The following is a 12,245-nucleotide window of genomic DNA, read 5'->3' as shown; positions in this document are numbered from 1 at the left end:
TCGATGAACAGAACATGGCTGCTGGCGGGGCTTGTCGCGTTGTCGTTCGCCGGCAGCGCGTCGGCGACGATGCGTTGCGGCACTGCATTGATCAGCGTGGGCGATAGCGCCAGCGTCGTGCGGGAAAAATGCGGACCTCCCGACAGTGCTGTCGACGAAATGCCTGCGGTGCGCAGCAATGGCGTGCCGCAACTCAATGCGGCGAAGATTACCCATTGGGTCTACGGCCCGCGCAATGGGGCCAGTCAGCACCTGCGTTTTGTCGAGGACAAGCTAGTGTCGATTGAAATGCGCAGGGATTGATTCACGCCCGCACCAGCCGATCTCATGGATTGACCGGGATTCTCTGTGGGAGCGAATTCATTCGCGATAGCCATTCTTGCCGACACATATCTGTTGTCTGAAACACCGCATCGCGAATGAATTCGCTCCCACAGGGCGGGCTCGTGTTTGCGGCGCGGCAGAACAATCTGTGTCGGCCTCCGGTCCAAGCTCCATCGAATGACTCAACAGGAGAGGCCGGATGCCGCATTCCTGCTCGATCGAGCAAGCCGTCGACCACGTGCTGGCCGAGTTGCCTGCGCACATTCGCCTGGGATTGCCGCTGGGACTGGGCAAGCCCAACCGGTTCGTAAACGCGCTGTATGCGCGGATCAAGTCGCTGCCGCAGCGACAACTGACGGTGTACACCGCGTTGTGCCTGGGACGTCCGGCGGCGGGCAACGGCTTGCAGGCGCGGTTCCTTGAACCCTTCCTTGAGCGGGTGTTCGGCGACTACCCGGAGCTGGATTTCCTCGCCGATCTGCACAAGGACAGCCTGCCGCCCAACATCCGGGTCGAGCAGTTCTTCATGCAGCCGGGCAGTCTGTTGGGCAGTGCGTCGGCGCAGCAGGACTATGTCAGCAGCAACTACAGCCACGCCGCCCGCGACATCAACGCCAACGGCCTCAACCTGGTGGCGCAACTGGTGGCCGCCGATCCACAGCGGCCGGACCGCCTCAGCCTGAGCTGCAACCCCGATATCACCCTCGACCTGCTGCCGATGCTGGAAAAGCGCCGGGCGGCGGGCGAATCGATCCTGTTGCTCGGCCATGTCCACGGCGAGCTGCCGTACATGCCCGGCCACTCCGAAGTCGGCATCGACACCTTTGACCTGCTGATCGAACACGAAGAACGCAGCACGCTGTTCTCCACACCGAACATGCCGGTGGGTTTTCAGGACCATTTCATCGGCCTGTACGCCAGCACTCTGGTGCGTGACGGCGGCACCCTGCAAATCGGCATCGGCGCCATGGGCGACGCGTTGACCGCAGCGTTGCTGGCGCGGCAGGCAGACAACGACAGCTATCGCGCCTGCCTCGGCGAGCTGGACGGCATTTCCACCTGGAAACCGCTGATCGAAGGCGAGGGCGGGGTCATGCCGTTCGCCAGCGGTCTCTATGGTTGCAGCGAAATGCTGGTCAACGGTCTGCTGGCGCTGTTCGACGCGGGCATTGTCCGGCGCAAGGTGTATGCCGACTCGGCCCTGCAGAAGCAGGCCGACGCTGGTCTGCTCGACGAGACGCTGCACAGTGACGGCATAGCGATCCATGGCGGATTCTTCCTCGGGCCGCGCAGTTTCTATCAGCGTCTGCGCGAACTGCCATCGGCGCAGCTTGCGCAGATCGACATGACCGCGATCAGCTACATCAACGAACTGTACGGCGATGAACCGCTCAAGCGCCTGCAACGGCGGCATGCGCGGTTCATCAACAGCTGTTTCACCGTCACCCTGCTGGGCGCGGCGGTGTCGGACCAGTTGGCTGATGGCCGGGTGGTCAGCGGTGTTGGCGGCCAGTACAACTTCGTCGCCCAGGCCCATGCGCTGGAGGGTGCGCGCTCGATCCTGATGCTGCGCAGCTGGCGCGAGTCCGGCGGCGAGATCAGCTCCAACATCGTCTGGGAGTATGCGCATACCACCATTCCCCGGCATCTGCGCGACATCGTCATCACCGAGTACGGCATCGCCGACTTGCGCGGCAAGACCGACGCGTCGGTGATCGAAGCGTTGCTCAACATCAGTGACTCACGCTTCCAGCCCACGCTGATCGAACAGGCGCAGAAGGCTGGCAAACTGCCGAAGCATTTCCGTCTGGACCCGCTGTTCAGTCAGAACACACCGGAGCGTTTGAAGGATATTCGCGACCGGTTTCCGTCGCTGTTCATCGAATACCCGCTGGGCAGCGATTTCACCGACGTCGAGCGTGACCTGCTGCGGGCGCTGAACTGGCTGAAGAGCAAGTTCAAGCTCACGGAAATCATCGAGCTGGGCAAAGCCACGCTGGAGGCGCCGGAGCCGGAGGTGTATTCCGAGCACCTGCAACGTATGGGCCTGGACCGGCCACAGGGGTTGCGGGAGGAGTTGTATCAGCGGCTGTTGCTGGCGGGTCTTCAAGCCACCGGCGTTTGAGCCTTTGTAGGAGCGTGGCTTGTCCCGCGACCGGCGACGGAGTCGTCGTAAAACCTGTGCATGCAATGTGTCTGACACTCCCAATGCGTATGGGTTTACGGCTGCTGCGCAGGCGGTCGCAGGGCAAGCCAGCTCCTACAAGGGGGCGGCGTTCAGGTCAGCGTCTTGATCACCAACAACACCGCCGCCAGCACCCCGGTCACGGCGAACAATTGCTGCAACCTCGGCCCGGCGAGAAAGCGGCTGACCTGACGCCCGCCCATCAACCCTGCCACCGCGCCCGCCGCGAACGGCAGGCCGACGGTCCAGTGCATCACGCCGCTGACGCTGGCGCTGACCACGCTGCCGGTGGACACCAGGGCAATCACCGCCAGCGACGTGGCGACGATGCTTTTGATGTCCAGATCGGTGTAGCGCGCCAGCGCCGGGACGATGACAAAGCCGCCGCCGACCCCGAGCAAGCCGGAAAGCAGGCCTGAGAGCATGCCGGTCACCGCTAGTGAGCGGGCGCAGGGCAGGGTCCAGCGCAGACGGCCTTCCAGCGGATTGACCACACACGGCAGAAAGGCGGCGCGCGGTGGCGGTTCGCCGTGGTGCAGTTCGTGAGCGGCCTTGCGGTAGATGCGCGCGCAGGCATACACCAGCACGCAGGCGAACCCCAGCGCCAGCGGCGCGTTGGGCAGTTGATGGGCCAGCCACAGGCCCAGCGGCGAACAGACGATGCCGATGGCAGCGATGAACAGCGCGGCGCGGTAACGCACGATGCCCTGACGCAAGCCCAGCAGCGCACCGACGGCGGCAGCCAGTCCGACCGCCAGCAGCCCGACTGGCGCCGCTTCGACCATCGACAGACCGAGGCCGAATACCAACAACGGCACCGCGAGAATGCCACCGCCGGCACCGGTCAGCGCCAGTACTGCGCCAATGATCGTACCGAGGCCGGCTCCGATCAGTTCGTGTTCAACCATGAAAGTGAATTCGTCCGTTAATCAATGTCCCGGGCGTTCGGGGAATCCTGTGGGAGGGAGCCCTGCTCGCGAAGACGGAGTGTCAGTCGATGCAGCGTTGACAGCAATGATGCTTTCGCGAGCAGGGCTCCCTCCCACGGCCTTCGGCCAGAAGCAGGGAGCCGTGATACCCGCATGATCAATCACATCGCGTTGATCGGAATCTTCAGATAGCTCACGCCGTTGTCTTCCGGTTCGGGCATCTGGCCGCCGCGCATGTTGACCTGCACCGAGGGGAGGATCAGCACCGGCATGTCCAGCGTCGCGTCACGTTTTTCGCGCATGGCGACGAACGCGTCCTCATCGATGCCTTCGCGGATATGAATGTTGCTGGCACGCTGTTCGGCCACGGTGGTCATGTACATCAGCGCGCGGCCGTTGGGCAGGTAGTCGTGGCACATGAACAGCCGGGTCTGCGGCGGCAGCGAGAGAATCCGCCCGATCGAGCGGTACAGCGTGCGCGCATCGGCACCGGGGAAGTCGCAACGTGCGGTGCCGTAATCGGGCATGAACAGCGTGTCGCCGACGAACGCCACGGTTTCACCGCCACTCTCCACCAGATAAGTCATGCACGCGGGGGTGTGCCCCGGCGTATGCAGGGCGCGGGCTTGCAGCGAACCGATGTTGAAGGGTTCATCGTCGTCGAGCAGACGGTCGAACTGGCTGCCGTCGCGGGCGAATTCGCCCTTGGCGTTGAACAGCGTGCCGAAGACTTTCTGCACGCGGGTGATGTGGCTGCCGATGGCGATGGTGCCGCCAAGCTGTTCCTTCAAATAGGCCGCAGCGGAGAGGTGATCGGCGTGGACGTGGGTTTCCAGAATCCATTCCACGCTCAACCCCAGCTCGCGCACGCGAGCGATCAGCTTGTCGGCCGACTCGGTACGTGTGCGCCCGGCTTTGGGGTCGTAGTCGAGCACGCTGTCGATCAGCGCAGCCTTGCGCGTCGAGCGGTCGATCACCAGGTAGCTGATGGTCGAAGTCTGCGGGTCGAAAAACGCTTCGATGCTCAGTTTTTCGCCGATGATCATTTCAGCTCTCCGTTTTTACCGATATCAGCGGATCATTGTAGGAGTGAGCTTGCTCGCGATAGCGTCTTGTCAGGTGATGCATAGGTATTTGACAGAAAGCAATCGCGAGCAAGCTCACTCCTACAGGAGGTATTGCAGATCAGACGAAAGTCACAACACCGCCCGCCAGCGATTTCACCCGCGCCAGGGATTCCACACGATAGCCCTGAGCGTCCAGTTCGGCACGGCCGCCCTGGAAGGATTTCTCGATGACGATGCCCAGGCCGGCCACGGTGGCGCCGGCCTGTTTGATGATCGAGATCAGCGCCTGAGACGCCTTACCGTTGGCCAGGAAGTCGTCGATGATCAGCACGCGGTCGCTGCTGGTCAGGTGGCGGGTAGAGATGGCGATGGTGCTTTCGGTCTGTTTGGTGAACGAATACACAGTGGCCGAGAACAGGTTCTCGGTCAGGGTCAGCGACTGGTGCTTGCGCGCGAAAATCACTGGCACACCCAGCTTCAGACCGGTCATCACCGCCGGGGCGATACCCGAGGCTTCGATGGTGACGATCTTGGTGATGCCGGAATCGGCGAACAGCGTGGCGAATTCGTCGCCGATCTGCTGCATCAGGACCGGGTCGATCTGATGGTTCAGAAACGCATCGACCTTCAGGACCTGTTCGGAAAGTACGATGCCTTCCTCGCGAATTTTTGTGTGCAGTGCTTCCACGGCGGTGTTCCTCAGGGCGCAAAACGCGCGAAATAAATGTAGTAGATCGGTTGTTGGCTAGCGCTTCAACATCGCTCGGATGTCGGCCAGCGCGTTATTGCCGCGTACGGCTTTTACTTCGGTCGGCGTGTCGTCATTGCCTTCCCAGGCCAGATCGTCCGGCGGCAGCTCATCGAGGAAGCGGCTCGGCAGGCAATCGATCACCTCGCCGTACTGCTTGCGCTTGGCGGCGAAGGTAAACGCCAGGGTCTGGCGCGCGCGGGTAATGCCCACGTAGGCCAGACGGCGTTCTTCCTCGATGGTGTCGGCCTCGATGCTGGAGCGGTGCGGGAGGATTTCCTCTTCCATGCCCATGATGAACACGTAAGGGAATTCCAGACCCTTGGAGGCGTGCAGGGTCATCATCTGCACACCTTCGGCGCCGTCTTCCTCTTCCTGCTGACGTTCGAGCATGTCGCGCAGGACCAGTTTGCCGATGGCTTCCTCGATGGTCATGCCACCGTCTTCGTCTTTCTCCAGCGTGTTTTTCAGCGCCTCGATCAGGAACCACACGTTGCCCATGCGGTAATCGGCGGCCTTGTCGCTGGAGCTGTTCTGGCGAATCCAGTTTTCGTAGTCGATGTCCATGACCATGCTGCGCAGGGCGGCAATCGGGTCATTCTGCGCGCACTGCTGACGCACGCCGTCCATCCAGTGCTTGAAGCGCTTGAGACGGTCGGTGAAACGGCTGTCCAGATGCTCGCCCAGGCCGATCTCGTCGGTGGCAGCGTACATCGACACCTTGCGTTCGGTGGCGTAGTTGCCGAGTTTTTCCAGGGTGGTCGAGCCGATTTCCCGGCGCGGCACGTTGATCACCCGCAGGAAGGCGTTGTCGTCGTCCGGGTTCACCAGCAGGCGGAAGTAGGCCATCAGGTCTTTCACTTCCTGACGGCCGAAGAAGCTGTTGCCGCCGGACAGACGATAAGGAATCTGGTGGTGCTGCAGTTTCAGCTCGATCAGCTTGGCCTGGTAGTTGCCGCGATAGAGGATGGCGAAATCGCTGTACGGGCGGTCGGTGCGCAGGTGCAGGCTGAGGATTTCCACGGCCACGCGCTCGGCTTCGGCGTCTTCGTTGCGGCAGCGGATCACGCGAATTTCATCGCCGTGACCCATTTCGCTCCACAACTGCTTCTCGAATTCGTGGGGGTTGTTGGAAATCAGCACGTTGGCGCAGCGCAGGATGCGGCTGGTGGAGCGGTAGTTCTGCTCCAGCATGACCACTTTCAGCGACGGGTAGTCTTCCTTGAGCAGCATCAGGTTTTCCGGACGCGCGCCACGCCAGGCGTAGATCGACTGGTCGTCGTCGCCCACCACGGTGAACTGGCAGCGCGTGCCGATCAGCATTTTCACCAGCAGGTACTGGCTGGCGTTGGTGTCCTGATATTCGTCCACCAGCAGGTAGCGCACCCGATTCTGCCACTTTTCGAGGATGTCCTTGTGCTCTTCGAACAGCTTCACCGGCAGCAGGATCAGGTCGTTGAAGTCCACTGCGTTGTACGCCTTGAGCGTGCGCTGGTAGTGGGTGTAGACGATGGCGGCGGTCTTTTCCTTGGGATTGCGTGCGTTTTCCAGCGCTTCGGGCGGCAGGATCAGGTCGTTTTTCCAGGAGTCGATCATGTTCTTGATCTCGTCGACGCCGTCGTCGCCCGAGTATTCCTTCTGCATGATGTCGGTCATCAAGGCCTTGACGTCGGTCTCGTCGAAGATCGAGAAGCCAGGCTTGTAACCCAGGCGAGCGTATTCCTTGCGGATGATGTTCAGGCCCAAGTTGTGGAAGGTCGACACCGTCAGGCCCCGGCCCTCGCCGCTGCGCAGCAGGGTGCCGACCCGCTCCTTCATTTCCCGCGCTGCCTTGTTGGTGAAGGTCATGGCGACGATGTACTGGGCGCGGATGCCACAGTTCTGGATCAGGTGGGCAATCTTGCGCGTGATCACGCTGGTCTTGCCAGAGCCGGCACCGGCGAGCACCAATAGAGGGCCGCCGACGTAGTTCACGGCTTCCTGTTGCCGGGGATTGAGTCGGGACATGGGGAAAAAAGGGATCGCTTGCGAAAATGGGCGGGCATTTTAACAGGGTCCACGGATTGTGCAGCGACCGTCCGACACTGTGATAGGTGACGCTATCTATATTTCGCCGTTTTGTTACATTTGCGCATCACGCGGTGGATCACGCGTTTGACAGCACCCGTTTGAGTGGCCGTCAATTTCTTATGTTTGTCTGGGGACCTAGCTTGTCTACGCCTGTCGAACCCTTGCGTTTGCTGCTTCTGGCGGACACGCCCGAATGGGCGGCGTTGTTGCGCGAGTGCCTGACGCCGTTGGGCGAGACCGTGTATCTGGACTGTGTAGAAAGCCCGCAGGCCCTGACCGAACAGTTCGACCCCACGCAAGCCTGCGTGCTGTTGACCACGCCCGCCCTGCAACCGGCCACCGGCCAGTACAGCGGCCCCACTGTATTGCTGCTCGACGCCGAACCTGACGTCGAACCCGACGATGTCGCCGACTGGCTGGTGCGCGACACGCTGACGCCGCACAGCCTGCGCCGCTGCCTGCGCCATGTCCGCGAGCGTCGCGCGCTGGAAAATACCCTCAATCGCCTCGCCGAACAGGATCCGCTGACCGGCATCGCCAACCGTCAGGGCTTTCAGACCCTGCTGGCGGCACGCCTGGCCGAGTCCGACGGTCGCGGGCTGGCGCTGGGCCATCTGGACCTGGACAACTTCCGCCGTGCCAACGATGCCCTCGGCCATCAGGCCGGTGACCGTCTGATTCTGCAGGTGGTGTCGCGGCTGAAAAGTCAGCTCGAAGCTGGCGACCAACTGGCGCGGCTGGGCAGCGATGAATTCGCCCTGCTGATCGACACCCGCCGGGCGCCCGAGCGCGCCGAGTGGATGGCCGAACGCATCACCGAGGCGTTGTCGGAGCCTTATTGGGTCGATGGTGAAAGCCTGCTGATCGGCTGCAGCCTGGGCATCGCCCACGCCCGGGTCAACGGTGGCGCCGACCCGCTGATGTGGCACGCGCATATCGCCATGCAGCAGGCCAAGGGCGTGCAAGGCTGCACCTTTCACGTCTTCAACGAACACATCAACCGCAACGCCCGCAGCCTTGCCGATCTGGAAAGCGAACTGCGCCGGGCGCTGCGTCGCGACGAGCTGGAACTGCATTACCAGCCGCGCCTGTGCCTGAACACCGGTCGCATCCTCGGTCTGGAAGCGCTGGTGCGCTGGCGCCATGCCGAGCGCGGGCTGCTGCCGCCGAGCGAGTTTGTGCCGCTGGCCGAGCAGAGCGGGCTGATCGTGCCGCTGGGCTACTGGGTAATCTCCCGCGCCCTGCGTGACATGCAGACCCTGCGTGAAAAAGGCCTGCCGCCGCTGCACATGGCGATCAACCTGTCGTTCCGTCAGTTTCAGGACAACCAGTTGCTGGCGACCCTCAGCCGCCTGATCGCCGAACGGGGCGTGGACGCGCAATGGCTGGAGTTCGAGCTGACGGAAACCGCGGTGATGCGCCGCAGCGATCTGGTCAAACAGACCATGGATGCGCTGGGTCGACTGGGCGTGCGTTTTTCGCTGGACGATTTCGGCACCGGCTTCTCCTCGTTCGTCCACCTCAACAGCCTGCCGATCACCTTGCTGAAGATCGACAGGAGCTTCGTCGGCGAGATGGAACAGCGCGAAGAGAATCGCAAGCTGGTCCACGCCATGATCAACCTGGCGCACAACCTCAGCCTGGAAGTGGTGGCCGAAGGCGTGGAAACCGCCGGGCAACTGGCCCTGTTGCGCAGCTTCAACTGCGACCAGGCCCAGGGCTACCTGATCAGCCACCCGCTGGCGCTGCCGGAGCTGATCGAGCATTTGCTGTTCGGTCACGGCAAAGGGCGTGTCGCGCAGCAGGTTTGACCGCACGCGATCTCCGTAGCAGTCCGGCTTGCCGGCGTCCGTGATCTCAAGTGCCTCACCGCTGGCAAGCCATGCTGCTACATGTTTCGGCTCATCCGCTGGATTTGTGACGGGCACTCACCCTGTAGGAGCTGGCTTGTCCTGCGACCTGGCGCGCAGCGACAGTAAATCCGATAACTGCGGTGATTCAGACAGATCGCATTCGCAGGGTTCACGACGACTTCGTCGCCGGTCGCAGGGCAAGCCAGCTCCTACGAGAGATCGCGTTTAGCCCATCACCACCACACCCGTCGCCTCTTTGCGCAACAGCCGCGCCGTCTTGCGTTCGAACGCCCAGGTCAGCGCCACCGCCGAGCACAGCAGCCCCAGTGCCAGCCCCCACCACACGCCCTCGGCGCCTTTGTGCGCGAGGAAGCCGAAGCCCCAGGCCAGCGGCGCGCCCACCACCCAATAACTGGCCAGACCGATGAGGAACGTGGTCTTGGCATCCTTGAAGCCGCGAATGGCGCCCATCGCAATGGTCTGCGTGCCGTCGAGGATCTCGAACCACGCGGCAATCGCCAGCAGCTTCACCGCCAGCTCCACCACTGGCTGATATTCCGGATTGTCGATGTCGACGAACAGGCTGACCACTGCATGGGGTGCGACCCAGAACAGAATGCCGAACGCCAGCATCAACAGACCGCCAAAGCCGATCCCCAGACGCCCGGCCGTGCGCGCCAGCAGCAGGTTGCCGGCGCCGTAATGCAGGCCGATGCGCATGGTCACCGCATAAGAAATCCCCACTGGCACCATGAACGCCATCGACACCGATTGCAGGGCGATCTGGTGCGCGGCCATCTGCGTGCTGCCCATGGCGCCCATGCAAAAGGCGGCAAAGGTGAACAGTCCGACTTCCACCGCGTACGTGCCGCCAATCGGCAGACCCAGGCGCCAGAGTTCTTTCAGGCAGGTGCGTGACAACTGCGAAAACCCCTTGTGCAGCGGGTACGCGGCGTAAACCTTGTTGTAACGGATGTACAGAAACAGACTCAGCGCCATGCTGTTGGTGACGACGGCGGTGACCAGACCGATGCCCATCAGGCCCCAGTGCGGCAAGCCGAACAGGCCGTGGATGAACGCATAGTTGAGGCCGAAGTTGAGCACCACCCCGACCAGGCTGATGACCATCACCGGTGTGGCGCGGCCCAGCGCGCTGGTGAAACCGCGCAGGGCCATGAAGCTCAGCAGACCGGGCAGGGCCAGCGGCAGGGTGATGAGGAACTGGCTGGCCATGTGTACGTTGGCTTCGTCCTGACCGAAATGCAGGAGGATCGGCCCGAGATTCCACAGGATCAGCGCGGCGATCAGCGCCATGCCCCAGGCCAGCCACAGCCCGGCCTGAGTCAGGCGGGTTGCACCGGCAGCGTCGTTGGCGCCATGCCGGATCGCCACCAGCGTACCGACCGCCGCCATCACGCCAACGCAGAAAAACGACACGAAGTTGTAGCTGGCCGCACCCAGACCGCCGCCTGCCAAGGCTTGCGGGCCGAGCTTGCCCATCATCACCGTGTCGGTGAACACCATCAGCATGTGCGCCATCTGCGAAGCGATCAGCGGCCCGGCCAGGCGCAGGATGATCCACAGTTCTTTGAAGGCGTGCTGTTGCATGGTCTGGGCGCTCGAAGCTGGAGGCATTGGTGAGCAGCTCATTCTGGGGATTTGGCCGCCAATGCACAAAGCGATAAATACGATCATTGGCATGAGTAAAACTCATCCTGAGAATTTTCCGGTAGAGTGCTTCGGGTCTATGTGCCCGCCTTGTGAGGAAGCGCCGATGCCCCGCAGTCTCCCGCCGTTATATGCGTTGCGTGCATTCGAAGCGGCGGCGCGCCACAGCTCTTTCACCCGCGCGGCGGAGGAACTGTCGATCACGCAAAGTGCCGTGAGCCGGCACATTCGTACTCTTGAAGAGCATTTCGCCTGTCGTCTGTTCCGGCGTCAGGGGCGCAATCTGCAACTCACCGAAGCGGCGCGTGAGTTGCTGCCAGGCATTCGCGAGGGTTTTTCCGCACTGGAGCGGGCGTGCAGTGCATTGATGGCCGAGGAAGGCATCCTGCGCATGAAAGCGCCGTCGACCCTGACCATGCGCTGGCTGCTGGCGCGGCTCAGCCGCTTCCGCCATCTGCAGGTGGGCAACGAAGTGCAACTGACCAGCGCGTGGATGGACGTCGACAGCGTCGATTTCACCCAGGAGCCTTTCGACTGCGCGGTGCTGCTCAGCCGTGGACACTTTCCGCCGGACTGGGAGGCGACCTATCTGTTTCCCGAGCTGTTGATTCCGGTGGGCTCACCGAGCCTGCTCGACGACAGCCCGTGGGACGTCGAGCGGCTGGCGAGTGCCGAGCTGTTGCACCCCACACCGGACCGCCGCGACTGGCGCAGCTGGCTGGAGCGCATGGGGTTGTCGGATCAGGTGTCACTCAAGGGCGGGCAGGTGTTCGACACGCTGGAGCTGGGCATGATCGCCGCCGCGCGCGGTTATGGCGTGTCTATGGGCGATCTGCTGATGGTCGCTGAAGACGTGCTTCAAGGACGTTTGAGCCTGCCGTGGCGCACGGCGGTGGTCAGTGGCGAAAATTACTACCTGGTCTGGCCCAAGACCCGCCCCGGCGGCGAACGCCTGCGTCGGTTGAGTGATTTTCTGCAGAGTGAAGTGCAGGCGATGGAGTTGCCGGAAGTGACGATTCTGGAGTGACCGGGAAAGTCCGCGTCTGCCCGGAGGGCGTAGGAGCTGGCTTGCCTGCGAACTGCCGGGTACCGGCAGCAAATCCTGAGCTCGCGGTGTGTCAGGCAGAATCGGTCGGCAGGTTCTACTGCCGCTTCGCGCCAGATCGCGGGCAAGCCACGCTCCTACGCCCTTCGGGCAGAGTCGACAAGCGACAAGCCGCAAATCCGGGGAGTCGCCGTTCGTGGAGTCAGTTGCGCCACCTTCCGTCCTAAGACCCGGCGTAGGACTCAAGTATTTCCCGTGTCAGCCGAATGTCTAGTTGCGGAACCATGGTTCCAATCGGTTCATCGATCCCCTCTATTAGAAAACAGTCCGAATGGTGTCCTTGAGATCAGGATGAT

General features: G+C 62.5%; 9 protein-coding genes. 4 read left to right on the top strand and 5 right to left on the bottom strand.

The window, feature by feature from the left end; genetic code table 11:
- Nucleotides 1-3: 3 nt before the first annotated feature.
- Both ACIPL0_RS02605 and ACIPL0_RS02600 read left to right on the top strand, forming a co-directional pair.
- Complete coding sequence (locus tag ACIPL0_RS02605) at nt 4-303, top strand: DUF2845 domain-containing protein (protein WP_400596780.1); 300 nt, start codon at nt 4-6, stop codon at nt 301-303.
- A 220-nt stretch (nt 304-523) separates the two neighbouring features.
- Nucleotides 524-2,449, top strand: a complete 1,926-nt coding sequence (locus ACIPL0_RS02600; protein WP_400596779.1) for an acetyl-CoA hydrolase/transferase C-terminal domain-containing protein — start codon at nt 524-526, stop codon at nt 2,447-2,449.
- A gap of 152 nt (nt 2,450-2,601) precedes the next feature.
- Here the strand turns inward: ACIPL0_RS02600 and ACIPL0_RS02595 are convergent, their stop codons facing one another.
- The 4 genes from ACIPL0_RS02595 to rep form a co-directional block, all read right to left on the bottom strand.
- The gene (locus ACIPL0_RS02595; RefSeq protein WP_400596778.1) at nt 2,602-3,417 is read right to left on the bottom strand and encodes a sulfite exporter TauE/SafE family protein; all 816 of its coding nucleotides are present in this window, start codon (nt 3,415-3,417) and stop codon (nt 2,602-2,604) included.
- A 182-nt stretch (nt 3,418-3,599) separates the two neighbouring features.
- The gene (locus tag ACIPL0_RS02590) at nt 3,600-4,484 is read right to left on the bottom strand and encodes an MBL fold metallo-hydrolase (RefSeq protein ID WP_400596777.1); all 885 of its coding nucleotides are present in this window, start codon (nt 4,482-4,484) and stop codon (nt 3,600-3,602) included.
- Nucleotides 4,485-4,623: 139 nt separating this feature from the next.
- Entirely contained in the window at nt 4,624-5,193 is a 570-nt protein-coding gene (locus ACIPL0_RS02585) for a xanthine phosphoribosyltransferase (protein ID WP_400596776.1), read from the bottom strand.
- Between the two features lie 57 nt (nt 5,194-5,250).
- Complete coding sequence (gene rep / locus ACIPL0_RS02580; RefSeq protein WP_400596775.1) at nt 5,251-7,260, bottom strand: DNA helicase Rep; 2,010 nt, start codon at nt 7,258-7,260, stop codon at nt 5,251-5,253.
- 203 nt (nt 7,261-7,463) lie between these two features.
- On the opposite strand from rep, the gene ACIPL0_RS02575 reads away from it, so the two are divergent.
- Nucleotides 7,464-9,134 (top strand): putative bifunctional diguanylate cyclase/phosphodiesterase, encoded by a 1,671-nt coding sequence (locus tag ACIPL0_RS02575; RefSeq protein WP_400596773.1) that lies wholly within the window; start codon nt 7,464-7,466, stop codon nt 9,132-9,134.
- 267 nt (nt 9,135-9,401) lie between these two features.
- Here the strand turns inward: ACIPL0_RS02575 and ACIPL0_RS02570 are convergent, their stop codons facing one another.
- A complete protein-coding gene (locus ACIPL0_RS02570; RefSeq protein WP_400596872.1) occupies nt 9,402-10,784 on the bottom strand; it encodes a NorM family multidrug efflux MATE transporter in 1,383 nt (460 codons plus the stop codon).
- Nucleotides 10,785-10,950: 166 nt separating this feature from the next.
- Here ACIPL0_RS02570 and ACIPL0_RS02565 point away from each other — a divergent pair, with 166 nt between their 5' ends.
- Complete coding sequence (locus ACIPL0_RS02565) at nt 10,951-11,871, top strand: LysR substrate-binding domain-containing protein (RefSeq protein ID WP_400596772.1); 921 nt, start codon at nt 10,951-10,953, stop codon at nt 11,869-11,871.
- Nucleotides 11,872-12,245: the final 374 nt, after the last annotated feature.

The sequence above is a fragment of the Pseudomonas sp. NPDC090208 genome (assembly GCF_044746785.1).
Taxonomy (GTDB): Bacteria; Pseudomonadota; Gammaproteobacteria; order Pseudomonadales; family Pseudomonadaceae; genus Aquipseudomonas.
The sequence above is the reverse complement of the archived record's forward strand: the minus strand, read 5'-3'. Positions and strand labels throughout refer to the sequence as shown.